Raw genomic sequence first — 23,988 nt, forward strand, 5'->3', positions numbered from 1 at the left:
CGCGCGCCCCTGTAGGAGCCGGCTTGCTGGCGATAGCGGCCGATCAGGCAATGCAAGGCTTGCTGGCCTCATCGCCGGCAAGCCGGCTCTCACAGATCGCGTGGCGATTTCCTGCCTGCGCAACTTTTGCCCCATCCCTGGCCTTAAAAACGCCTCATCCAGCTCTGCAATGCCTGCTACACAAGGCCTCCAACCCACCAGGCAACTTCTTGCGCGATCATGCGCAACACCTTGCGCACTTTCCTCAAGAAACGCCCTCCAAACCTAGAACCATTCTGCAAAAACAAAATAACTACATGTTTTTAAACAAAAAATAAAAACAGGCACAACTCTTGATCTGTAGACCTGTGAACCCATCGAGCGTCCCTTGATGGCACACAGCACCTCTTCGGACAAGGAATTCATCCATGCCAACACCTGCCTACCTGACCCTGCAAGGCCTCAAGCAAGGCCTGATCACCGCGGGCACCTTTACCCAGGACTCGGTCGGAAACATCTACCAGGAAGGTCATGAAGACCAGATCCTGGTCCAGGGTTTCGCTCACGACATCACCATCCCCCGCGACCCGCAATCCGGACAACCGACCGGCCAGCGTGTGCACCATCCGCTGATGATCAGCAAGGTCTTCGACAAGTCCTCGCCGCTGATCTTCAGCGCCCTGACCAGCGGGGAAACCCTGACCAAATGCCGCCTGGAGTGGTACCGCACCTCCTCCTCCGGCACCCAGGAGCACTATTTCACCATCGAACTGGAAGACGCCATCGTCGTCGACGTGAAATCGCGCATGCCCAATTGCCAGGACCCGAACCAGGCGCACTTCACCCATCTGGAAGACGTGTACTTCAGCTACCGCAAGATCACCTGGACCCACGAAGTGGCGGGCACCTCCGCCTCCAATGACTGGCGCTCCCCAGTGTCCTGATTCCCACCTGGGCGTCGCTCGGCCTAGCCGGCGACGCCTTGCGCCGTTCCCTCAAAACCTTTTGGCGCGCTGCGGCCCCTCGGCACTGGCGAAGGTTTCGTACGGCCCAGATTTCACACCACAGCATTTTCCAAGGAGGAGCACATGCCAGCGCCGGCCAATCAACCTCACTTCAGCCTGACGATCGAGGACTTCGAACACCCACTGCAGGTCGCCGCCTTCACCGGTCACGAAGCGCTCAACCAGCCCTTCAGCTTCGATCTGAAACTGGTGGGCGAGCGCGACCTCGATCTGCAAAGCCTGCTGCACAAGCAAGCCTTTCTCAGACTCTGCACCTCGGGCGCGGGTATCCATGGACAGTTCTATCGTGTCGCCCAGGGGCCACGCGGCAGGCGCCTGGCGCATTACCAGGTCTGTCTGCGCCCACGCCTTGCCGACCTCGAACATCGCCTCAACCAGCGCATCTTCCAGCACCTCAGCGTCCCGCAGATCATCGCCCTGGTGCTGAACGACCACGGTCTGTTCGGCAACCACTACCGCTTCCACCTCAGCGGCCACTACCCGGCGCGGGAATATTGCGTGCAGTACCGGGAGTCCGACCTGCACTTCATCCAGCGCCTGTGCGAAGAAGAAGGCCTGCACTTCCACTTCCAGCATGACAGCGGCAGCCACACCCTGGTGTTCGGCGACGACCAGGCTTTTTTCCCAACGCAAGCGCCTCGGCGTTACCAAAAAGACAGCGGATTGGCAGCCCCGACAGCAGCCATCAACCGCTTCAGCGTGCGCCTGGAAACCCGCAGCACAAGCGTCACTCATCGGGATTACGATTTCGACAATCCCACTCGGCCTCTGGAACATATCAGCTGCGGCGAACAGCTTCCCGACCTGGAAGACTATGCCTTTCCGGCGCGCTGCACCGACCAGCAGCAAGGCAAGCAGCGGGCGCGGCGCGCCCTGGAGCGACACCGCTGCACCTTCCGGCAAGCTCACGGCCAAAGCGATATCCCGGCTCTGTCGAGCGGGCACCTGCTGACGCTCACCGAGCATCCGCATGCCGACTGGAATGCTCTTTGGCTGCTGACCGAGATCAGCCACGAAGGCCGACAACCGCAAGTCCTGGAGGAACTCGCCAGCAGCGCCAACACGACGGACAGTTTCCAGCAGGGTTATCGAAACAGCTTCCGCGCCCTGCCCGCCGACACGCCTTTTCGCCCCGCGCTGGCCCATCCGAAGCCCTGCATCGACGGCAGCCAGACAGCCGTAGTCACCGGCCCGCCGGGAGAAGAGATCCATTGCGATGCCCATGGCCGGGTCAAGGTGCAATTCCATTGGGATCGGGCAGCGACTCACAGCGAGGCCAGCAGTGGCTGGCTGAGGGTCGCCTCGGCCTGGGCGGGGAACGGCCATGGTGCCTTGAGCATCCCGCGTGTCGGCATAGAAGTGCTGGTGAGCTTTCTCGAGGGCAACCCGGATCAGCCGTTGATTACCGGCTGCCTGTACCACGCACTCAACCGGCCGCCTTACGAACTGCCCGCCCACAAGACCCGTAGCGTCTTCAAGACCCTCAGCTCACCCGGTGGTGGCGGCTTCAACGAGCTGCGCATCGAAGACCGCAAGGGCCAGGAGCAGATCTACCTGCGCGCCCAGCGTGACTGGCAACAGGTGGTCGAACACGATCAGGTCATCCAGGTCGGTCATGAACGCCACGACAGCGTGGCCGCCACCAGCTACCGCGAACTCAAGGCCGACGAACATCGCACCACCCGGGCCGATCGCAAGACCGAGATACGGGCCGACGATCACCTGAACATCGGCCAGAGCCGGCATGTACGACTCGGCAACAGCTATCTGCTCCAGGCCGACGAGGAGATCCACCTCAAAAGCGCTGCCCGGGTGGTGATCGAAGCCGGCAGTGAACTGACCCTCAAGGTCGGCGGCAGCTTTATCAAGATCGATGGCAACGGCATCACCCTGAGCCCGGAGCCGGACGCAGATGCCAAGGCGGTGCCGGGTGTTGGCACCCGGGTGGCCGCCCTGCTACCCGGTCTGTTTCAGGCCGTTACCCGCCCTCTCCCCGCAGCGCCCTTGTCCATGGCACAACTGGCAACCCTGCTGCGTGGCGCGGCGTTCTGCGAAGAGTGCGAGAAGTGCAAGGCAGGTGTCTGTGAGCGCTGAGCCTTTGACACCCGAGCGCTGGTTGGCCCAGGCCCCGATGGCGCCTCACGAGCGGCTCTATCTGATACTCAGCGACGCCAGCGAGGCCAGACCACTGGCCGCCTTGCGCAGGATCGGCAACCCGCTGGCGCCCCTGCCGGTCTGGAGAGACACACCTTATGCCGATTGGCTTGAGGTGATGCCCCATGTCGTCGAACTCAGGGTGCAAAGCCCGTTTCTGTCCTGGATCGCCGACACCGAATACCGGGATTGGGGCTGGCTTGCGCTGTCGTCGAACACCCCGGAACAGCTCATGGCGCACCTGCGCGGCCTGACCCAGGTGAAGCTTCCGACGGGCAACCCGGTGTTCTTTCGTTTCTGGGATGGCCGTCAATGGCTGCCGACCCTCGACTTTCTCGGTCCCGAGGCCAGTGAGCTGCTGCCGGGCCTGAGTCGCTATCTCATCAATGGCCAGGCACGAGCCCTCAGCCACTCGGTCAGGCGCGAAGCCAAGACCTATCCCTGGTGGGAGGTTCCGCCGGCGCTGCTGGAACACCTGTCCGGGCAGTGTCCCGAAACGCTGATCGACAACAGCCTGCAGTGGCTGAGCGAAGACCACCCCGCGCTGTATGACGCCGTGCCCGTCGCCCACCTGCGGCACAAGCTCGCCCGCTTCCTGGAACGCTCGGCGCCCGGCCCGACCCGGCAAGCCGCCCTGCTCGCCTATCTGTCCCGGGAACTGGCGGTCGCGGAGTACCTTGCCAGGGAGGCAAGACGATGAACCGCATCGATTACATCGAAGCACAACTCGACGGTTTCAACGACAGCCTGACCCTCTATCGCGAGCAGACCCGCAGCTGGTATGCCCAGGCGCTCGACCAGGTCAGCCACGCCGCGGACCTGCCTTCGTTGCTGGGCATGGACCGGATCATCCGCCTTGGCGACAGCCGCAAGGTCGTCGGACTTGAGGACCGAGACTTCCTGTCCAACGTGGCGCAGTGCCCGGCCAACGGCGTGCTGACCATCGAGAGCCGGTTCGAGTCGGTCCATGAGATTCCACTGGGCGACCTGCTGGTGGAGGTCATACCGGTCGCTGGCGGTCCTTCGACCCCCATTCTGCTCGACGCCCAGGGCAAGGGCAGCTTCCAGGGCCAACCGGGCCAGTTCTATCGGGTGCGGGTGCAAGGTGGCGTAACGCCCGAGCAGGTCGACAGCCTGTTCGATGGCTACTCGGAGCTGACCCGGGACCTGGAAGCCTGGCTGCGTCGCGAGTGGAGCGGCTTCAAGCCGCAATGGTCGGCACAGACCGCCTCGACGGTGCTACTGGCCGTCGGCGAGGGTCTGGTCAGCGGCAGCTGGGAGGCGATCAAGGGCGTCTGGGAAGGAATCGAGTTGCTGCTCGACATCCTCAAGGATCCCCTGGCCTATGTCGACCGGCTGGGCAGCGGCGCCCAGGAGTTGGCCGACCTCGCGCGACGGGCCCCGGCCGTGATGGAAAAGGCCATGTTGCTGGCCAGCGACGAGGCCGCGCTCTTCCTGCTATTGCGCACCGCCGCGATCTGGTTGGCATCGCTGCCGCCGAGCCAACTGGCCGGGGATACCGCGCATGTCGTGGCGAGCACCCTGGTTTCCGTGCTGATCGACTTGCTCCTGGGCTTGGTGCTCACCGTCGCAGCCGCGGGAGCCGGCGTCGCTTACCTGGCCCTGCGCCTGAAGAAATACGGCAGCCAGATGGTTGCAGCCGGAACTCGTTTCATCCAGGGCCTGTTCAGCCTGCTCGACGGCTTCATGGGTTATGTCGGTCGCTACAAGGCCGTCGCCGCCCGGGGCGTGGCGGGTGCACAGAAACAAGGCGTCCTGCAAATGCGCTGGGACGGACGCAAGAACGCCACCCTGCGCCAGACCGAACACCTCGACGACGTTCCCCGGCAAGCCGCCAACCCCAACGGCCAGGGTGCCGAACGCGCGGACAAGACCCAGACCCAGGGTTGTCCGGTGTCGATGGTCACCGGCGAAGAACTGCTGACCTTGGTCGATGGCGAACTGGACGGCCCACTGCCGTTCTCCTGGAGCCGGCTGTATCGCACCAGTGCCGTGGACATTCGCCAGGGCCTCGGTCCCGGCTGGAGCCATGCACTGGCCCACAGCCTGAGGTTCGACGGCGACGAGGTTATCTGGACCGACCAGGAAAACCGCTCCATCCGTTTCCCTCGCCCCAGTCAACAACGTTCGGCCATCCACAACAGCCTGAGCGAAGCGGCGATCTACCTGGGCGACACGTCCGATGAACTGATCCTGACCCAGGCCGGCGACACGCCCTGGTTCTATCACTTCAGGTACGACCGACACGGCGCCCGGCTGTTTTCCCTCAGTGACCGCCATGGCAATCGGCTGAGCATCAGCCATGACCTCGAGGGTCGTATCCAGCGCCTGGACAACGGCCTCGGACGTGCCCTGCTGTTGCGCTACGACCGTGCCCGCATCATCGCGGTCGAGTACCAGCAGGAACAGGCGGCCGCGTTTCCCGCCGATAGCTGGCAGACCTTGCGCACGCTGGTCCGCTATCGCTACGACGACCCGGGCCGCCTGATCGAGGCCGCCAACGCCGTCGACGAATGCGAGCGCTATGCCTACGACGAACACCACGTCATTCGTGAACGCCAGTTGGCCGGCGGCGCCGCGTTCTACTGGGAGTGGCAAGGCGTGGGCAAGCAGGCGCGCTGCGTACGTCACTGGGCCAGCTTTGCGCAGATGGACAGCCGCTACACCTGGGGCGACGACGGCAGCGTCACCGCCCGGCACATCGACGGCAGCGAAGAAGTCTTTGTCCATGATGAGCGGGCGCGCCTGATCCGCAAGGTCGATGCCGATGGCGCCGAGCAACACAAGACCTATGACGCCCAAGGCCGCCTGATTGCCGAAAAGGACGCCCTGGGCGCCATCACCGAATACCGCTACAGCGAAGCCGGCCGGCTGCTGGCCATTATCCCGCCCGAAGACGAGCCGACGCTCTACGAGTATCACAACGGTCACTTGTGCAGCGTGCAACGTGGCCGGGCGCACTGGAAATATGCTCGCAATCCCCAGGGCGATATCACCCGCAGGACCGACCCCACGGGCCAGGTCACCGAGTATGAATACGACCGCCGGGGCCTGCTGAACGAGATCCGTCACCCGGACGGCAGCCGGCACAGCCTCACCTGGGACCGACTCGGCCATCTGCTGGAAGAACGACTGCCTGACGGCAGCCTGCTGAAATACGGCTACGACGAACAAGGCCGACAAACCCGTCGCCAGACAGCGGACGGCGCCACCACCCGCTACACGTGGGACGCCATTGGCCGTCTGAGCCAGGTTGAAATGCCCGGCGGGGCGAAACGTCGTTTCAGCTACAACGCCTACGGAAAGATCACTGCCGAGACCGACGAACTGGGACGGGTGACGCGTTATGAATACGCGGACAACCTGCACCTGGTCAGTCGTCGTCTCAACCCCGACGGCAGTCAGCTGCGCTATCGCTATGACAATGCCCGGCTGCTGCTCAGCGAAATCGAGAACGAGCGTGGCGAGCACTACCGCCTCGACTATTACCCCAACGGCCTGATCCGCGAGGAAACCGGCTTCGACGGGCGGCGCACCGCCTACACCTACGACCTCAACGGTCACCTGCTGGAGAAAAAGGAGTTCGGTGACGACGGCAGCGAGCTCGTCACCGCCTACCAGCGCGACAGCGCCGGACGCCTGCGGCTCAAGCGTCTCGACGATGGCCGCCAGACCCACTATCACTACGATGGGCTGGGTCGGCTGGTCAGCGTCGACGACGGGCACTGGCCGCTGACCTACGGTTACGACCACCAGGACCGCCTGGTCAGCGAACACCAGGGCTGGGCCACCCAGCGCTATCGCTACGATACCGTGGGTCAGTTGATTCACTGCCGTTTGCCGGACGGCAACCTGATCGACTATCGCTACCTGCCCGGCGGTCGATTGATCGGCGTCGATCTCAACGGCCGGCACCTGACCCGCCACCGCTTCGAAGCCGGCCACGAGCGCCTGCGCCAGCAGGGCCAACTGCTCAGCCATTACCGTTACGACGAACAAGGCCGGCTGCTCAAGCACAGTCTCGGCCAGGACAACAGCCAGCGCTACCAACGCTTCTACGCCTATGAAGCCAACGGCAACCTGGCGAGCATCGACGACAGCCGCCACGGCCTACGCCGTTACCAGTACGACCCGCTGGACCGACTGAGCGAAGTCCGTGGCGATCCTTGCGAACGTTTCGCCCACGACCCTGCCGGCAACCTGCTGGGCGACAGCCCTCGCATGGCACGTACCCAGGGCAATCGCCTGCTGTTCCGGGGCCATAGCCATTTCGACTACGACGCCTTCGGCAACCTGATCCGCGAGCGCAATGGGAACGAGCCACAGCTCGTTACCGAATACCGCTATGACTGCCAGCACCGGTTGGTCGGTGTCAGCCTGCCGAATGGCGGCACGGTCAGCTACCGCTACGACGCCTTTGGCCGACGCATTGCCAAGACCTGCGCAGGCCGGACCACCGAATACCTCTGGCAAGGCGATCGACTGATTGCCGAAAGCGGTCCGGCGCATTACCGCAGCTACCTGTACGAACCGGACAGTTTCCGCCCCCTGGCCCTGCTCAATGGCGAGGGACCGGAGCAGGTCGAAGTGTTTCATTACCAACTCGACCACCTGGGCACGCCCCAGGAACTTACGGACGAAACCGGCAATATCCGCTGGGCGGCGCGGTACTACGCCTATGGCCGGATAGCCCACCTCGACCGCGCCGATATCGACAATCCGCTGCGTTTCCAGGGCCAGTATTTCGACACAGAAACCGGCTTACACTACAACCGGCATCGCTACTACAATCCCGAAACCGGCCGCTACCTCACCCCCGACCCGATCAAACTGGCGGGCGGGCTGAACAGCTACCAGTACGTGCCCAACCCTACGGGGTGGGTGGATCCGCTGGGGTTGAGTTGTGACTGTCCTGGCGCAGACAAAAAGAAAAGCGATACAAACCGCTCCCAAGAACCTCATACCGAAAGTCGGGAGCCAAAGGTTCCTGAGGCTAGTGGAGATAAAAGCTATCTCTATCGAGGAGAAAACAAATACCGCCCCAGTGAAATCTTTGAACACGGTTTCAAAAGCAAAGGTGATAGCACGGACCTGTACCTACATGCACTAAACAGCAAAGACCCACCAAGCAACTTTATAAGCACTTCAACATCCAGAGACGTCGCAATAGATTTTGCAACCAATTTTAGAACTAAAAAAGGGTATCTATTCACGCTAAAAAGAGTTCATGGACGCGACGTAAACAAAGAGCTAGGAAAAAACTCAGAATATCAATACGAAATGGAAATAGCTATACCGAACCGAATCAACAGCGAAGACATTTTAGGTGCGACCCCACTGAAGTCGGACGGTAGCTACGTAGGGCACTCCATACCAAATCCCAGGAGAAAATAAATTGAAACCAATAAAAATCAAAATACTCTTCAACGGCAAAAAACAAACTGCAACTCTAGTGTGCGACACCAAAACAACATCAATGAAATTCATAACAAGCAACAACCCTGAAGAAACCTACACTGCCGAGGACTTCTACGAATGCCTCGGCAAAGTCAGAAAAGAGCATCCAAATATAAAATTCCTCTGCAAAGGCTCAAAAATAAATGTTCGCCCATCAAGCATGTCATCACAAATGTCTCTCGGCATAAAAGCATATGAATTAACACTTGGAAAATCTGCCTCACCAAAAGATTTAGTAGATATTTTTGACTACGAGGAAAACGATCTCACCAATAGCCGCGAGGAACAGGAAGCCTTCTATATAAAATGGCGCGAAACGCCAAAAACCTGAACCCTCAAGAACCATTGAGTATAAATTTACCTCCATCTCAACCCAGAAAATAAATTCGCCATTCCTTATAGGAAACTCAGTCATGAGCTACTACGACGACGAGTTAACCAAAGCACTTCACAAGCTAAAAATCTCATATGAAAAACTGGAAATACGCGAACATGACAAACTAGTCTCCACTATTAATGCAGTTTTCCCATTTTCAGGCTCAAAAATCTCATGGGAAGAAATGTCAGACACCACCCACTTCGACACAACGAGTAAGCAAGAGGCTTTTTCCTTCATCACAACCAAGGCCATCGACACGACAAAAAACGTCTTTCTAATAGGAGATTCTGCCACCAACACCATCTATAAAATAAAAAGCCTTGACCTCTCTCTCGCACTAAAAGAGCTTGATGAAATTCCGCAACACTCTTACGTAACACCACAAAATTTAGATTGGATTTTTTGCATATCCATGGAGGGAGATATCGATTTTGGCTTGCTACCGCGCCTTTAACAAACTCAAGCGGCATATAAATAAAGCCCCGTAACACCACAAGCACATACAACCTAGAAACACCAAAAAAATAAAAACTGGAAATTTACAGCAATAGCTGCCACCGTTTCGTACAAGAATCTCAGACAGCCAGCACACGGATTACCGAGCAACGCCATCCGTTGTAGGGACAGCCGGTCAACGCGCCCTAAGGTGCCATGTCGCCAATCCCCCAACAGGACAGTCTCTATGGAAAACCAGCACCTCCTGTACGCTGGCCCCTTGATCTCCCTCGCCCTGCTCTGGGTCGTTGCCGTGGTCACACCGGGCCCCAATTTCTTCACCACCGCCCAGCTCGCCGCCGGTAACTCGCGCAAGCATGGCGTGGCCTGCGCGCTGGGTGTCGCCACGGGCACCATCCTCTGGGGTCTGGCCGGTGGCTTGGGGATCAAGTCCCTGTTCACCGCCGCGCCATCGCTGTACCTGGCGCTGAAGATCGCCGGCGGTGCTTACCTGATCTACCTCGGCATCAAGCTGTTCCTGCGCAAGCAGCCCGCCAGCGCCGGTCAGCAGCCAACACTCCACGAACCGCGACGCAGCCTGCTCTCGGCCTATAGCCGGGGTCTGCTGGGCAATATGACCAATCCCAAGTCAGCGCTGTTCGTGGCGACCATCTTCGCCACCACCATGCCCAGCTCCCCGCCCGCCCCGTTGCTGGCCATGGCCGTCGCGATCATGAGCAGCCTGTCCTTCTGCTGGTACTCCAGCGTGGCCCTGGTGTTTGCCAGTACGCGGATGTCAGCCTTCTACAGCCGTTGCCGCAAAGGCCTGGATCGCTTCGCCGGGACTTGCTACCTGCTGTTCGGCGCGCATCTGATGGCGAATCGCTGAGTCAAGAAGGCAAGATTTCACCGTCCACCGCGTCGCCGATTTTCAGGAAATGCCCGCCGGCGACGTGGTGCAAGGTGCGCAGCTCATCGTGCCCCTCAAAATGCCAGCGACCTTCACTGAAGACCCGCGAATCGGCCTGGGCGGAAATGACCTCGGCGAGGAACAGGTCGTACTGTTCGTGGTTGCGCGGCTCCGGCAACAACCGACACTCCAACCAGGCGACACAGCCCTCCAGCATCGGCGCATCGGTCTTCTCGCCGATGAAGGTTTCCAGGCCGTAGGCATCGAACTTGTCACGGCCATGACTCTGGGTCAGCTCAAGGCCGGAGGTGGTGCCGACGGTTTGCACGACATCGGCCTGGGCGACACAGGGCACGTTCAACACAAAGGTGCCCGAGGCTTCCAGCAGACGCCGCGTCCAGGTGGACTTGTCGATCACCACCGCCACCTTCGGCGGCTCGAAATCCAGCGGCATGGCCCAGGCGGCCGCCATGATATTGCGCTGACCGTCATGAGCGGCGCTGACCAGTACCGTAGGACCGTGATTAAGCAGACGGTAGGCTTTGGACAACGGCACGGCAAGACGATAAGCGGCGGACATAAGCAATGTTTCCTGGCAAAAATACAGAAGGAACATCCTAGGTGAGCGCGCAGGGGAAACACAGCCCCCCTCAGCCAGAGAAACGGGATCGCCCACCTCATTGTGTGCCAGGATAATTCAACCGCAAGAGTCGGAGTGTTTGCGCCCGGCGGCCTTTCTAGACTGCACGCCCCGGATACTCCTCAAGGCAGTCTCATGCACATCCGAATGCAATCACTGGATTGGCCGGCGATCGGCCGCGACCTGGATCAGCAAGGCAATGCCCTGTTGCCCAATCTGCTCAGCCCTGACGAATGCCTGGAACTGGCTGCCCTGTACACACGCAAAGAGCTCTTTCGCTCCCGGGTCATCATGGCCCGCCACGGTTTCGGCCAGGGTGAATACCAATACTTCGCCTATCCGCTCCCGGCCCTGGTCCAACAGCTACGCACCGAGCTCTATCCACCTCTGGCAACGATTGCCAATGACTGGAACCAGCGCATGCAAATCGCGGTGTCCTTCCCCCCGACGCACCAGGCCCTGCTCCAGCGTTGCCATGACGCAGGCCAGCAACGCCCCACGCCATTGCTGCTGCAATATGTAGCCGGCGATTACAACTGCCTGCACCAGGACCTGTACGGCGAACAGGTATTTCCACTGCAAGTCGCCATTCTGCTGTCCCGGCCGGGAGAGGACTTTACCGGCGGCGAATTCGTCCTGACCGAGCAGCGCCCACGTATGCAGAGCCGCCCCCAGGTGGTCCCGCTGAAACAGGGCGACGCGGTGATCTTTGCCGTGGCCCAACGCCCGGTGCACGGCACGCGCGGGTTCTATCGGGTGAATATGCGCCATGGCGTCAGCCGCGTGAACACAGGGCGGCGCCATACCCTGGGCATCATCTTTCATGACGCCACCTGACATCCCGCTTACTGGCAGTAGAATTCAACCGCAAGACTCGGAGTTTTCCCCTCTCGCCACGCCGTTACGCTGGACGAGAACTGAATATTCCGACAGGAGAGCACCATGAAAACCTCGACCCAAGGAAAACCCGTGGAAAATGATCCGCGCTGGCAAGCGGTACTGGCACGGGATGCCAGCGCCGACGGGAGCTTCGTCTATGGTGTCAGGACTACGGGCGTGTATTGCCGCCCCAGCAGTAGCGCACGTCGGCCCAACCCGGAAAACGTCGAGTTCTTCGATAGCCCCGAGCAGGCCGAAGCCGCCGGCTACCGGCCGAGCCGGCGCGCCGCCGCCGACCAGACGTCGATCAATGAACAACACGTGGCCCTGGTAACCCGCGCCTGCCAGCTCATTGAAGCGTCTGAGACCTCGCCCTCGCTCAACCCCTTGGCCGAACAACTGGGACTGAGCCCTTTTCACTTCCACCGGGTGTTCAAGGCGGTCACCGGCCTTACGCCCAAGGCCTACGCCACGGCCCACCGGGCCGGCAAACTGCGGGCGCAGCTGGCACGGGGCGGCTCGGTTACCGAGGCCTTGTACGAGGCCGGATTCAACGCCAGCAGCCGGTTCTATGAATCGTCCAATGACGTTCTGGGCATGAAACCCAGCGACTATCGCGCCGGCGGCGCCAACACCGATATTCGTTTTGCCATCGGCCAGTGCTCGTTGGGGGCGATTCTGGTGGCCCAGAGTGATCGGGGTGTCTGCGCGATCCTGCTCGGTGATGACCCGGATGCCCTGGCCAAGGACCTGCAGGACAAGTTCCCACAGGCACACTTCATCGGTGGCGACGCGGCCTTCGAGCAACTGATCGCCAAGGTGGTGGGCTTTATCGAAGCACCGGCCATTGGCCTGGACCTGCCCCTGGACCTGCGCGGCACGGCCTTTCAGGAACGGGTCTGGCAGGCATTGCGCAATATTCCGGTGGGCAGTACGGCGAGTTATGCCGAGATTGCGCAGATGATCGGTGCGCCGAAATCCTTTCGCGCAGTGGCCCAGGCCTGCGGCGCCAACAGCCTGGCCGTGGCGATTCCCTGTCATCGGGTGGTACGCAGCGACGGCAACCTGTCCGGTTATCGCTGGGGCGTCGAGCGCAAGCGGCAGTTGCTGGATCGGGAAGCGCAATAAGCCACGGACTTGCTCAAGCGGAGAACCGCCCCCTAGCCCGCGGACTCCAGATCCTGCGCCAGTAGCCACTCGCGTGTGTCGCCGAGTACCTGATCGGCCAACTGCGGGTCATCACAGACCCGCGCCAGCACCATGGCACCGACCATCGCGGCCCAGCTGCCGGTGGCGGCACGACGCTTCTCCGCGGGTGTGGCGCCGGGCATGTTCGGGCTCAAACGCTCGATCTGGCGACGAATGCTTTTGGTCATCTGCGCCCGCGCTTCGGGGGCCTGACGGCTGGTTTCCGATGCCAGCCCGGCCACCGGGCAGCCACCGGCACAGTCCTCCAAGTGCGCGGTACTCAGATATTGCCTGACATAACCCGCAAGATCAGCGCCCGCCGGGGCTGACGCCGAAAACACGTGGGCCAGGGACTGCGCCACCAGATCGTCCTTCGAGGCGAAATACCCGTAGAAGCCGCCATGGGTCAGCCCGGCGGCCTTCATCACTTCCGACACCGTGACCGCCTCATAACCCTTGGCCCGGAACAGCCGACTGGCGGCGTCGAGGATATTGCGCCGGTTCTCTGCCACCTGCTCGCGACTGACCTTCATTCGAAACCTCCGCTATAGGCTTGACAGTATACATGACAGCCATCATATTTTCTAAACATGACAATCGTCATGAATAAAGCAACCCGTTGAGGATTACCGTCATGACAGTCAAACCCGCCGTTCTGATCACCGGTGCATCCACCGGTATCGGTGCCGTTTATGCCGACCGCTTTGCCAAGCGCGGTCACGATCTGGTGCTGGTGGCCCGGGATAAGGCCCGCATGGACAGCCTCGCCGCGCGGCTGCGGGAGGAAACCGGGGTTTCGGTGGATGTGCTCCAGGCCGACCTGACCGATGCCGGCGACCTGGCACGTATCGAGTCGCGGGTTCGGGACGATGCGAGTATCGGCATTCTGGTCAACAACGCCGGGATGAGCGGCACCGGGACTTTCCTGGAACAGGCGCCTGATGCCGTAAGCCAGGTCATCAACCTCAACATCACCGCCCTGGCCCGCCTGACCAGCGCGATCACGCCACGCCTGGTCCAGGCGGGCACGGGCTCGATCATCAACGTCGCGTCGGTGGTCGGCCTGGCACCGGAGCTCCAGATGACCGTCTACGGGGCGACCAAGGCCTTCGTACTGTTCCTCAGCCAGGGCCTGAATATCGAACTGGGTGCCAAGGGCTTGTACGTGCAGGCGGTATTGCCGGCCGCCACCCGCACCGAAATCTGGGAGCGCTCGGGCAAGCGGATCGAGGACCTGCCGGCGGTGATGGAGGTCGATGACCTGGTGGACGCGGCGCTGGTGGGCTTCGATCGCCGCGAAACCGTGACCATTCCACCGCTGCCCGATGAAGACCAGTGGAAAGCCCTGGAAGCCGCCCGCCTGGCAATGCTGCCGAACTTCCGTCAGGTCCTGCCGGCGGCGCGTTATCGCAACGGCGTCTGAAGCCGGCGTCAGATACCGTCTTGACCCTTGCTCGCAACTGCGGTCAACACGGTTATTGTGGGAGCTGGCTTGCCGGCGATGACGTCCGCAAAATCGATGCAAGACTTGCTGGCCTCAATCGCCAGCAAGCCGGCTCCCACCGTACGGTGTTGAATCAGGAATGACCGGTTACTCCTGAGCCATCAACGTACCAGCACCCGCTTGAAGCCCAGCGTCCAGCCCTGTTGCATCCCTGCCGCCGCCAGCAGGATGGCAATCACCCCGACCCACTGCACCAGCACCAGTTGATGACCGAAGGCGAACCAGTCGACGAAGATCGCCGCAATCGGATAGATAAAGGACAATGCCCCGGTCATCGCCGTCGGCAGTTTCTGGATGGCGCCATACAACAACACATACATCACGCCGGTGTGGACCATCCCCAGGGTCAGCAGGCTCCCCCAGGCACTCGGCTGCTGGGGAAACGCCGCAATATGCGCCCAGGGCGCCAGCAGCAACACCCCGGTGCAGACCTGGACCAGGGCAATCAAATGCGGCGGCGTGCCCGTCAGGCGCTTGATGATCAGCGCGGCGATGGCATACAACAGCGCCGCCCCCAACGCCAGGCCGATGCCCAGCAGGTACTCGCCACCACTTTCTCCCGACTGTCCGTGGGCACTGACAATCGCCAGCATCCCGACAAAGGCCAGGCTCAGCCAGAACAGTTTCTGCGCGGTGATCTTCTCGCCGAGAAACAACGCCGCCAGGCCCACCAGCATGAATGGCTGGACGTTGTAGACCGCCGTGCCGATGGCAATCGAGGCCCGGGAATAGGAGGCGAACAGCAGTACCCAGTTACCGACGATGGCCACGCCGCTGAGCACCGCCAGCAGGAAGGTGGTGCGGGTCAGGATGCCAGGCCGCAGAAAGCCCATCACCCCGCAGATCAGCAACAGCGTCAGCGCGCCGAACAGGCAGCGCCAGAACACCACGTCCAGCACCGGCTGGCCGGACACCAGCACGAACCAGCCGATGGTCCCCGAGATCAACATGGCCGCGACCATTTCCAGCGAACCGCGATGCAGTGATGTGTTCATGAGTCAGTTCCTGTGAGTAGGCCCTTGGTGGATGGCCAAAGTATGCCAACTCCCCTGCCCGACTCTCCAGCGCCAGAAATAGGCTAGAATCTATCTTTGCCTTTCTTATCAAGGCAATTTTGACAACTTACCTAACGAGGCAGCAATGATTGATGAAATAGACCAATTGTTGATCAGCGCCTTGATGAGCGACTCGCGGCGTTCGCTCAAAGCCCTGGCACAGGTCAGCGGCCTGTCCTCGCCCAGCGTCGCGGAACGCTTGCGCCGGCTGGAAGAACGCGGCGTGATCAAGGGCTACACCGTCGATGTCGAGCCCAAATCGTTCGGTTACCTGTTACAGGCCATCGTGCGTATTCGCCCCCTGCCCGGCCAGTTACAGGAAGTGGAGCGCCAGATCCAGGCGATTCCCCAGTTCACCGAATGCGACAAGGTCACCGGGGACGATTGTTTTATCGCCCGCCTGCATGTGCACGATATGGAACAACTCGATACGCTGCTGGACCGCCTCAACCACCACGCCGAAACCAACACCGCCATCGTCAAGAAGACGCCGATCAAGCGCCGCTTGCCGCCCATGACATGAAATCATCCGCTCGGCGCCTCTGCGGAAAAGAACTCCCCTCCGCAGGGGAATGCAGCATCAGGCCGGTCGCCAAGCGTGCTTGAGCCGGCGAAGATACGCAGCCGGCACGCTATAAGAAGCCGCCCACAGCCTGATAGGCCGAAACCTTCAATCCGCGCGGGGGCTGGTGGCTGGCGAAGGCCCTAGGCTGGGTTATCATTCACCCATCATCCCTTTCACCGGATACTCTCTTATGCCCACTCTTACCCAAGTCGCTCCCGCCCGAGGCTGGTCGCTCTGGTGGAAACCGCTGCTGTTTCTCGCCGTAGCCGCCATCGGCCTGTACTACGTCAAATGGTCACCCTACTACACCAAGGCCTTCGTCGCCGCCGACAGCCACAGCATCGGCGGCTCGATCATCAACGACAACCCGGCCTCGCCGGTGGCCGCCGCGCTGGCCTACGCCCAGGTGTACTTCCTGGCGATCTGGAAAGCCGCGGTGCTGGCGGTGATCCTCGGCTCGCTGCTGCAAGTGCTGATTCCCCGCGACTGGCTGCTGCGCCTGTTCGGGCGCGCCGGTTTCGCCTCGACCCTGCGTGGCGGGCTGTTCGCCCTGCCCGGCATGATGTGCTCGTGCTGCGCGGCACCGGTGGCCGCCGGAATGCGTCGACAGAATGTCTCGGTGGGTGCGGCTTTGGCCTTCTGGATTGCCAACCCGGTGCTCAACCCGGCGACCCTGGTGTTCATGGGCTTCGTCCTGGGCTGGGGCTTCACCGCGATCCGGCTGGTAGCGGGCCTGGTGCTGGTGCTGGGGGTTTCGCTGGTGGCACAGCGGGTCGCTCGCCCGGAAATCCTGCCGGAAGCGGCGGTGGAAGCCGTGGTCGATGCCAGCAGCCCGGACCAGCGCAGCTTCATGGCGCGCTGGGGCAAGACCCTGTGGCCGCTGTTCTGGACCACCATCCCGATCTATATCCTGGCGGTGCTGTTGCTGGGCGCGGCGCGGGTCTGGCTGTTCCCCCACGTTGACGGTGCCATGGGCAACAGCCTGTTGTGGCTGGTGCCGCTGGCGATTATCGGGACCTTGTTCGTGATTCCGACGGCGGCCGAGATTCCCATCGTGCAGACCATGATGACCCTGGGCCTGGGCACCGCGCCGGCGGTGGCGCTGCTGATGACCCTGCCGAGCGTCAGCCTGCCGTCGCTGCTGATGCTGCGCAAGGAGTTCGACGCCAAGGTGCTGGTGACCGTGGCCGTGCTGACGATGCTGGTGGGCGTGGCCAGCGGGCTGGTGGCCATGCTGGTCCTGTAAGACGCCATAAAACCTGTAGGAGCGGCCGGTCGACGCTCGATTGCTGGCGATTGCGATGTCACATTCACCACCGCTATCGCCAGCAAGCCGGCTCCCACAGGCTCCGTAGCACTCCGGAAATTCGCCGGCGCGCCTGTTCAGCCCCTTTGCCGGCGGCTCTTGAGATACTCCAGCACCGCCGCCCGCTCCCCGGCAAACTCGATCCGGCTACCTTTGCTTTCACGCTGGAAGGCATACATCGGGTCGTAATATTCGCTCAACAAGCCTTCGATCCAAGCCCGGTGCAGATCCACCGCGCCACTGCGCGCCTGCTCTTCCAGCGCCGCCTGCATCATGGCCTTCATCCGCTGGTGCCGCTCGCCACCCAGGCGCTTGTGGATGTTGTCCAGACTGCCCAGCAGACGCTCGGAAAACAACTGCATGCCCTGCTCGGCATGCACCGCGACGAATTCCGCGCAGAGCCCGACCACATAGTCACGCAGGATACGCTCGACCCGGCCCTCCAGGCTGTCCTCGAGCCAGACCATGGAAAACCGCTGCATCCCCTGGTACAGCGCCAGCGGCAAGGAGCAGCGCCCGACCATGCGACTTTCATCTTCCAACACGAAGGACTCGATGCCGCGGTTCCGCTTCTTCAGCAGGTCCACGGCCAGGCGGTTTTCAAAGTCGATATTCGACGGCTGGCCGGTGGCGCGCTTGCCGAAGCTGGAGCCTCGATGGTTGGCGTGCCCCTCCAGGTCCAGGCTGTTTTCCAACTGGACGATCACATCGGTCTTGCCCGTGCCGGTCATGCCCCCCAGCAACACGAAATCCGCCTGCGCCACGGCCTGCTCGACGGTCTGCAGCAGAAAACTGCGCATGGCCTTGTAGCCACCGCCGACCCGCGGGTAGTCGATCCCCGCATCGTGCTTGAGCCACTGCTGGACGATTTGCGAACGTAGCCCACCACGGAAGCAATACAGCGCACCATCGGGATGGGCGCGGGCGAAATCGGCCCAGGCCTGGAGCCGGGCCGCCTTGACCTCACCGCACACCAGTTGGTGCCCGAGGACGATGGCGGCCTGCTGCCCATGCTGCTTGTAGCAGGTGCCGACCCGTTGCCGCTCGAGATCGTTCATCAGCGGCAGGTTGACCACTCCGGGAAAGGACCCCTTGCTGAATTCGACCGGAGCCCGGGTATCCATCATCGGCGTGTCATTGAGAAACAGACTGCGGTAGTCGGTGATATCGAGGGACATCAATGCACCTCTACCGCGTGGGTCTGTCGCTCCACCAGTTGACCGATGGGCTCGAGCTTCAGGCCCAGCTCGGCAGCCACGGCGAGGAACTCCGCCTCGCCTTCGGCGGTGACCGCCACCAGCAGTCCGCCGCTGGTCTGCGGGTCGCACAGCACACGCTTGTGCAGCTCGCGCAGAGGGCCGACCTTGCTGGCGTAGCTGTCGAAATTACGCAGGGTGCCGCCAGGCACGCAGCCCTGGTCCAGGTAATACTCGATCGTCGGCAGACGCGGCACCTGCTCATAGACGATTCGTGCGGTCAGGCCACTGCCATCGGCCATTTCCACCAGGTGGCCGAGCAGGCCGAATCCGGTGACGTCGGTCATGGCGGTGACACCCGCCAATTTGCCGAAGCGACTGCCGGGTTTGTTCAGGGTGCACATCCAGTCCCGGGCCACGCCCACGTCTTCGCTGCGCAACTTGCCTTTCTTTTCCGCCGTGGTCAGTACGCCGATGCCCAGGGGTTTGGTCAGGTACAGCGTGCAGCCGGCCGTCGCGGTGTCGTTGCGCTTCATATGGCGCTTGTCCACCAGCCCAGTCACCGCCAGGCCGAAAATCGGTTCGGGAGCATCGATGGAGTGGCCACCGGCCAAGGGGATACCCGCCGCGTCGCACACCGCGCGACCGCCGCGAATCACTTCCCGGGCGATTTCCGGGGCCAGCTGGTTCACCGGCCAGCCAAGAATGGCGATGGCCATCAGCGGGTCGCCGCCCATGGCGTAGATGTCACTGATGGCGTTGGTCGCGGCAATCCGGCCGAAGTCGAAGGGATCGTCGACGATCGGCATGAAAAAGTCGGTGGTGGAGACCACGCCGCGCTCTTCATCGATGGCATACACCGCGGCATCGTCGCGCGAGGCGTTGCCGACCCAGAGTTTCGGGTCGAGGTTCTGGGCGCCACTGCCGGCCAGGATGACTTCCAACACCTGGGGCGAAATCTTGCAGCCACAGCCTGCGCCGTGACTGTACTGGGTCAGACGAATCGGTTCGCTCATCGGTACACCTCAATCCGTTCAAATTCTCCGAGTTTAACAGACCCGCCGACACCCGGCCCGGCTCAGACATGACCCCAGCGTGAGCTTGCAGGATTCGATCAAGCAGCCTGGACGGTGCTAGGCTGAACCTCCGTGATCCCCTATGAGACCCAGCCCATGACTACTTCGCACCCACCGTCCCCGGTCAACTTCGCGGAAAAGCTCGCCCTGTTCAATGAACACTGGCAACCCCGGATCATCGCTGAAATGAACGATTACCAGTTCAAAGTGGTGAAGGTAGAAGGCGATTTCGTCTGGCACTCCCATGCCGACACCGACGAAACGTTCATCATCCTTGAAGGCGTGCTGCGCATCGACTTTCGCGATCGCCAGGTGCATCTGGCGGCTGGGGAAATGCTGGTGGTGCCCAAGGGCGTCGAACACAAGCCGTTCGCCGAGCGGGAGGTCAAGATGCTATTGATCGAGCCGCGCGGGGTGATCAATACCGGGGAAGAAGGCGGCGATATGACGGCCAGCAACGATGTCTGGGTCTGAAGCGTTCTTGAGGAACACCACCAACCTGTAGGAGCCAGCTTGCTGGCGATGAGGCCGGTGAGTCTTGCATCGCCTGTTCGGTTGTCATCGCCAGCAAGCCGGCTCCTACAGAAGATCGCGCTCCACCCACAGGCGGAGCGCGCTTCAGGTCAAGCCGACAACGAATAGATCAACGCCGAAATCGCCACCAGGCCCACCAGCGTCACGAACACGTTGGACATCTGCCCCGAATACTGACGCATCGCCGGTACCCGGCGGATCGCGTACATCGGCATCAGGAACAGCAACGCCGCGATGATCGGCCCGCCCAGGGTCTCGATCATGCCGAGAATGCTCGGGTTCAAGGTCGCCACCAGCCAGCACACCACCAGCATGAACGCCGCCGTCATGCGGTCCAGGGCCTTGGCGCCCGGCTTGCGGCCGCTCTTGGCGATCAGGCCCTTGAGGCCTTCGCTGGCACCGATGTAGTGCCCCAGGAAGGACTTGGCAATGGCCACGAAGGCAATCAACGGCGCCGCGAAGGCGATGGTCGGGTTGCTGAAGTGGTTGGCCAGGTACGACAGGATCGACAGGTTCTGCGCCTTGGCTTCGGCCAGTTGCGCCGGCGACAGGGTCAGCACGCAGCTGAAGACGAAGAACAGCACCATCACCACCATCAACAGGTGCGCCCGCGACAGGATCTGCGCGCTGCGCTCTTCGGCGTGGGCGCCATGACGACGCTTCTGGTCAACCGCGAAGGCCGAGATGATCGGCGAATGGTTGAAGGAGAACACCATCACCGGAATCGCCAGCCACAAGGTGTGCAGCAATGCCGACGACTCGGGCAGGCTGCCGGCCGTGGCGAGGATGCCGCCGTTCCAGTGCGGGACCAGGTACACCGCCAGGAACAGCAAGGCGACGATGAACGGATAGACCATCAGGCTCATGGCCTTGACGATCACCTGCTCGCCGCACCGTACCACCACCAGCAGGCCGAGGATCAGCATCAGCGACAGCAGCGCCCGGGGCGGCGGCACGAGGTGCAACTGGTGCTCGAGGAAACTGCCGACGGTATTGGTCAGCGCCACACTGTAGATCAGCAGGATCGGGAAAATCGCAAAGAAATACAGCAAGGTGATCAGCGCCCCGGCCTTGAGGCCGAAGTGTTCTTCCACCACTTCGGTGATGTCCGCGCCATCGCGTCCGGAGAGCACGAAACGGGTCAGGCCACGGTGGGCGTAGAAGGTCATGGGGAACGCCAGCAGCGCCAGGATCAGCAACGGCCAGAAGCCGCCCAGCCCCGCGTTGATCGGCAGGAACAAGGTGCCCGCGCCGATGGCCGTGCCAAACAGGCCCAGCATCCAGGTGGTGTCTTGGCGGCTCCAGCTGCTCAGTGCAGCAGGCGCCGATTCATAGCGTTCGTCGACGCTGTTGGCCTGGTCAGTCATCCGGTCGAATCTCCGTTAGCCGGTCATTACCACGCGACCGGGACGGATAAAAACAGGTCACTGGCAGCGTCCCGGCCAATAAGAGGGGCGCGATTGTCCGGGATTAAGCTTGAGATGCAAAGGGTTAGCTGAGTAACGGTGTACCGCGCCGGCAGTTTTATCAGCCATCGCGCGCAGAGTATTGATACACTGTAACAATCAAATCCAGCCTTTCGATCAGTGCTTTCCCATGACCTCCGTGCAATGTCGTGCCTGTTTCACCACCCTTCTTCTACTGCTGGGCAGCCCGGCGGCCCTGGCTGACGACCTGATCATCACCTGGCCCGGCGACTGGGAGGTACAGACCCTGCCCCCGGCCCAAAACGCGGCGGGCGAAGTCATCAGCGGCCTGCGCCAGCGCGCGGTGAAGAATGATCCCAACGGCGACCCGCTGATGGTCATGGAATTAACCGAGTCGGCGCTCAACCCCGGCCATGAAGTCAACCTCCCCGGCGTTTTGCTGGAGATGCGCAAGGCGGTGCAGAAGAACTTTGTCGAGCGCGGGTTCATGAGCGTGTGCAACCGTATTCACGACAGCACGCTGGGCGGCATGCCCGCGGTGGAAACCACCTGCACCATCACCCAGAACGGCGGTCACGTGATGACCCAGACCCTGGTGGCCGCGACCCGCGACGGCAAGGCCTACTCCTTGGCCTATGCCGGCTCCGCGGACGGCTACAAGAGTGTGGAACCGGTGGTCAACGGCATCAGGGCGAGCCTGCGCCTGCAGCCCTGATAGCCGTTCCAGCAAGGATGGTGTATGCCCTACCCGGCCAGGAATCCCCGGGCCATGCCGCTGGCGGCAATCACGATCAGCATGATCAACAGCGCTTCGATATGACTGATCCGGGCGAACAGCCGGGCTCGACCGATGTCGATGGGTGCGCCTTTCTTCAGCGCGATACGCCATTTGATCAAGCTGATCATCGGCGCCAGCTCCAGCAGCAGGATAATCACGAACAGGGTCAGCTTGAGGTGGAACAACGGCTGGTGCAGGTAGTAATCCGTGCCCTTCTCGAAACCACCGAAAGCCCGCAGGCCGCCGCTGATCAACAGGATGGCAGCGCTGATGCCCCAGAGATTGTCCCAGATGAACACCTGCCGCAGCTCGGCCGGGCTTGTGCCGGCGAGGCGGCGCAAGGCCCCGCCTCGTCCGAATACCGCCGCCAGGGCGATACCGAAGGCCAGAAGATGGAGTGCTGCCAGGGACCAGTGTGCGAGCATCGGATTGTCTCCTTGAATGGGCAAGACAGTTGTAGCTCAGCCCGCACGCTTTTGCCCGGTCCGCCAGCGTCCCTGCTCAGGGCAGCAGGATCACCTTGTCGCTGCCCCCCTGGTCGACCTCGGCATAACGCGCCAGGCCCTCGGACAGCGGCGACTCCAGCAGCCCTGTCGGCAGCTCCAGCAAGCCTTCGTCAAAGAAGCGCCCGAACTGATCGAGCATCCGCGCACAGGCCTCGGTGCCGTAGAGCAACGAGTTGATCCCGACCACCGAACCGCCCTTGCGATACAGGGCCAGGGCCGGCAACTGCACATGACCGTCCGCCGGCGCGGCGATGATCGCGATCCGGCCGAAGGGCGCCAGGGCCGGCACGGCCGCCGGCAGCCAGAAACCGGTGGTGTCGAAGATCACGTCGGCACCGCCCGGGAAGACCTGGTTGACCGAGGCCGCCAGGTCCTCCGGCTTGTCCAGCTGGATCGCGGCAATCCCCTTGTCCTCCAGCGCCTTGACCTGCTCCGCACGCCGCACCGCACCCAGCACCCGCGCCCCACGGATCTTCGCCAGGGCCAGTGCGGCGCTGCCGACGGCGCCGTTGGCACCGATCACCAGCAGGCGCGTATCGGCCTTCACCAGGCTGCGCTCCAGGGCATCCCAGGCGGTGGTGAACGGCACACCGAGGCTGGCGGCCTGGGCGAAGCTCAGGTGAGTCGGCTTGATCACCACGCCGCTGGCGGGCAGGGTCAGGTATTGGGCATGGGAACCGTCACCGGTGAAACCCAGCTCCTTGCCGGTGCCCCAGACTTCCTGGCCGAGCAGCGCTTGCGGCCCTTCGATCACTACACCTGCGAAATCCCGGCCGGGAATCCGTGGCAGCGTGGTGTAGGAGAAACGACCCAGCACGTTTTTCACATCGCTGGGGTTCAGGCCGGCCGCCTTGATCTGCACCAGGACTTCTCCGGCAGCCGGTACAGGCGTGGGCACGTCGACCAGTTGCAGGGCCGAGAGGTCGCCGGTTTTCGAAAATTGCAGGGCTTTCATAAGGTATGCATCCAGTCAG

The 23,988-nt window shown here is 62.0% G+C and carries 23 protein-coding genes; 15 read left to right on the plus strand and 8 right to left on the minus strand.

Annotation, left to right across the window (positions count from 1 at the left end):
- Positions 1-23 precede the first annotated feature (23 nt).
- From UCMB321_RS30735 to UCMB321_RS15605, 8 genes are all read left to right on the plus strand, one after another.
- Entirely contained in the window at positions 24-317 is a 294-nt protein-coding gene (locus tag UCMB321_RS30735; protein WP_157015966.1) for a hypothetical protein, read from the plus strand.
- 90 nt (positions 318-407) lie between these two features.
- On the plus strand, positions 408-923 hold the full coding sequence (locus UCMB321_RS15580) for an Hcp family type VI secretion system effector (protein WP_040068333.1): 516 nt from the start codon (positions 408-410) through the stop codon (positions 921-923).
- Between the two features lie 144 nt (positions 924-1,067).
- Positions 1,068-3,098, plus strand: a complete 2,031-nt coding sequence (locus tag UCMB321_RS15585; RefSeq protein WP_040068335.1) for a type VI secretion system Vgr family protein — start codon at positions 1,068-1,070, stop codon at positions 3,096-3,098.
- Positions 3,088-3,858, plus strand: coding sequence for a DUF4123 domain-containing protein (locus UCMB321_RS15590; RefSeq protein WP_245220810.1), 771 nt, complete (start codon positions 3,088-3,090; stop codon positions 3,856-3,858). Before UCMB321_RS15585 ends, UCMB321_RS15590 begins: the two co-directional genes overlap by 11 nt.
- Positions 3,855-8,573 carry an RHS repeat-associated core domain-containing protein gene (locus UCMB321_RS15595; RefSeq protein WP_052451247.1) on the plus strand — a complete coding sequence of 1,573 codons (4,719 nt, stop codon included), beginning with the start codon at positions 3,855-3,857 and terminating at the stop codon, positions 8,571-8,573. The genes UCMB321_RS15590 and UCMB321_RS15595 overlap by 4 nt, the downstream gene beginning before the upstream one ends.
- 1 nt (position 8,574) lies before the next feature.
- Positions 8,575-8,967, plus strand: a complete 393-nt coding sequence (locus UCMB321_RS30125; RefSeq protein ID WP_084615059.1) for a hypothetical protein — start codon at positions 8,575-8,577, stop codon at positions 8,965-8,967.
- An 82-nt stretch (positions 8,968-9,049) separates the two neighbouring features.
- Positions 9,050-9,469: a hypothetical protein gene (locus UCMB321_RS15600; protein WP_040068337.1), complete on the plus strand. Its 420-nt coding sequence runs from the start codon at positions 9,050-9,052 to the stop codon at positions 9,467-9,469.
- A 228-nt stretch (positions 9,470-9,697) separates the two neighbouring features.
- Positions 9,698-10,339 (plus strand): LysE family translocator, encoded by a 642-nt coding sequence (locus UCMB321_RS15605; RefSeq protein WP_040068339.1) that lies wholly within the window; start codon positions 9,698-9,700, stop codon positions 10,337-10,339.
- Between the two features lies 1 nt (position 10,340).
- Here the strand turns inward: UCMB321_RS15605 and UCMB321_RS15610 are convergent, their stop codons facing one another.
- Positions 10,341-10,940 (minus strand): flavin reductase family protein, encoded by a 600-nt coding sequence (locus UCMB321_RS15610; RefSeq protein WP_040068341.1) that lies wholly within the window; start codon positions 10,938-10,940, stop codon positions 10,341-10,343.
- A 195-nt stretch (positions 10,941-11,135) separates the two neighbouring features.
- On the opposite strand from UCMB321_RS15610, the gene UCMB321_RS15615 reads away from it, so the two are divergent.
- On the plus strand, positions 11,136-11,837 hold the full coding sequence (locus UCMB321_RS15615; protein WP_040068343.1) for a 2OG-Fe(II) oxygenase: 702 nt from the start codon (positions 11,136-11,138) through the stop codon (positions 11,835-11,837).
- A 105-nt stretch (positions 11,838-11,942) separates the two neighbouring features.
- The gene (ada, locus tag UCMB321_RS15620; protein ID WP_040068345.1) at positions 11,943-13,007 is read left to right on the plus strand and encodes a bifunctional DNA-binding transcriptional regulator/O6-methylguanine-DNA methyltransferase Ada; all 1,065 of its coding nucleotides are present in this window, start codon (positions 11,943-11,945) and stop codon (positions 13,005-13,007) included.
- Between the two features lie 32 nt (positions 13,008-13,039).
- Here ada and UCMB321_RS15625 read toward each other — a convergent pair whose 3' ends face one another.
- On the minus strand, positions 13,040-13,600 hold the full coding sequence (locus tag UCMB321_RS15625; protein ID WP_040068348.1) for a TetR/AcrR family transcriptional regulator: 561 nt from the start codon (positions 13,598-13,600) through the stop codon (positions 13,040-13,042).
- A gap of 101 nt (positions 13,601-13,701) precedes the next feature.
- Here UCMB321_RS15625 and UCMB321_RS15630 point away from each other — a divergent pair, with 101 nt between their 5' ends.
- The gene (locus UCMB321_RS15630) at positions 13,702-14,490 is read left to right on the plus strand and encodes an SDR family NAD(P)-dependent oxidoreductase (protein WP_040068350.1); all 789 of its coding nucleotides are present in this window, start codon (positions 13,702-13,704) and stop codon (positions 14,488-14,490) included.
- A 182-nt stretch (positions 14,491-14,672) separates the two neighbouring features.
- Here UCMB321_RS15630 and UCMB321_RS15635 read toward each other — a convergent pair whose 3' ends face one another.
- The gene (locus tag UCMB321_RS15635; protein ID WP_040068352.1) at positions 14,673-15,566 is read right to left on the minus strand and encodes a DMT family transporter; all 894 of its coding nucleotides are present in this window, start codon (positions 15,564-15,566) and stop codon (positions 14,673-14,675) included.
- A gap of 145 nt (positions 15,567-15,711) precedes the next feature.
- Between UCMB321_RS15635 and UCMB321_RS15640 the strand changes: the two genes are divergently transcribed.
- Both UCMB321_RS15640 and UCMB321_RS15645 read left to right on the plus strand, forming a co-directional pair.
- Positions 15,712-16,149: an Lrp/AsnC family transcriptional regulator gene (locus tag UCMB321_RS15640; protein ID WP_040068355.1), complete on the plus strand. Its 438-nt coding sequence runs from the start codon at positions 15,712-15,714 to the stop codon at positions 16,147-16,149.
- 232 nt (positions 16,150-16,381) lie between these two features.
- Positions 16,382-17,437 (plus strand): permease, encoded by a 1,056-nt coding sequence (locus tag UCMB321_RS15645; RefSeq protein ID WP_040068357.1) that lies wholly within the window; start codon positions 16,382-16,384, stop codon positions 17,435-17,437.
- A 137-nt stretch (positions 17,438-17,574) separates the two neighbouring features.
- Here UCMB321_RS15645 and mnmH read toward each other — a convergent pair whose 3' ends face one another.
- Together mnmH and selD are read right to left on the minus strand one after the other, a co-directional pair.
- On the minus strand, positions 17,575-18,675 hold the full coding sequence (mnmH, locus tag UCMB321_RS15650; RefSeq protein ID WP_040068360.1) for a tRNA 2-selenouridine(34) synthase MnmH: 1,101 nt from the start codon (positions 18,673-18,675) through the stop codon (positions 17,575-17,577).
- A complete protein-coding gene (gene selD, locus UCMB321_RS15655) occupies positions 18,675-19,709 on the minus strand; it encodes a selenide, water dikinase SelD (RefSeq protein WP_040068362.1) in 1,035 nt (344 codons plus the stop codon). The genes mnmH and selD overlap by 1 nt, the downstream gene beginning before the upstream one ends.
- 156 nt (positions 19,710-19,865) lie before the next feature.
- On the opposite strand from selD, the gene UCMB321_RS15660 reads away from it, so the two are divergent.
- On the plus strand, positions 19,866-20,243 hold the full coding sequence (locus UCMB321_RS15660; protein WP_040068364.1) for a cupin domain-containing protein: 378 nt from the start codon (positions 19,866-19,868) through the stop codon (positions 20,241-20,243).
- A 149-nt stretch (positions 20,244-20,392) separates the two neighbouring features.
- On the opposite strand, the gene UCMB321_RS15665 is transcribed toward UCMB321_RS15660, so the two are convergent.
- Positions 20,393-21,670 (minus strand): serine/threonine transporter, encoded by a 1,278-nt coding sequence (locus tag UCMB321_RS15665; RefSeq protein WP_040068367.1) that lies wholly within the window; start codon positions 21,668-21,670, stop codon positions 20,393-20,395.
- Between the two features lie 229 nt (positions 21,671-21,899).
- On the opposite strand from UCMB321_RS15665, the gene UCMB321_RS15670 reads away from it, so the two are divergent.
- The gene (locus UCMB321_RS15670) at positions 21,900-22,445 is read left to right on the plus strand and encodes a DUF4946 domain-containing protein (protein ID WP_040068369.1); all 546 of its coding nucleotides are present in this window, start codon (positions 21,900-21,902) and stop codon (positions 22,443-22,445) included.
- A gap of 29 nt (positions 22,446-22,474) precedes the next feature.
- On the opposite strand, the gene UCMB321_RS15675 is transcribed toward UCMB321_RS15670, so the two are convergent.
- Both UCMB321_RS15675 and UCMB321_RS15680 read right to left on the minus strand, forming a co-directional pair.
- Entirely contained in the window at positions 22,475-22,933 is a 459-nt protein-coding gene (locus UCMB321_RS15675; RefSeq protein ID WP_040068371.1) for a DUF2214 family protein, read from the minus strand.
- A gap of 76 nt (positions 22,934-23,009) precedes the next feature.
- On the minus strand, positions 23,010-23,969 hold the full coding sequence (locus UCMB321_RS15680) for a quinone oxidoreductase family protein (protein WP_040068373.1): 960 nt from the start codon (positions 23,967-23,969) through the stop codon (positions 23,010-23,012).
- Positions 23,970-23,988: the final 19 nt, after the last annotated feature.

The sequence above is a fragment of the Pseudomonas batumici genome, assembly GCF_000820515.1.
Taxonomy (GTDB): domain Bacteria; phylum Pseudomonadota; class Gammaproteobacteria; order Pseudomonadales; family Pseudomonadaceae; genus Aquipseudomonas; species Aquipseudomonas batumici.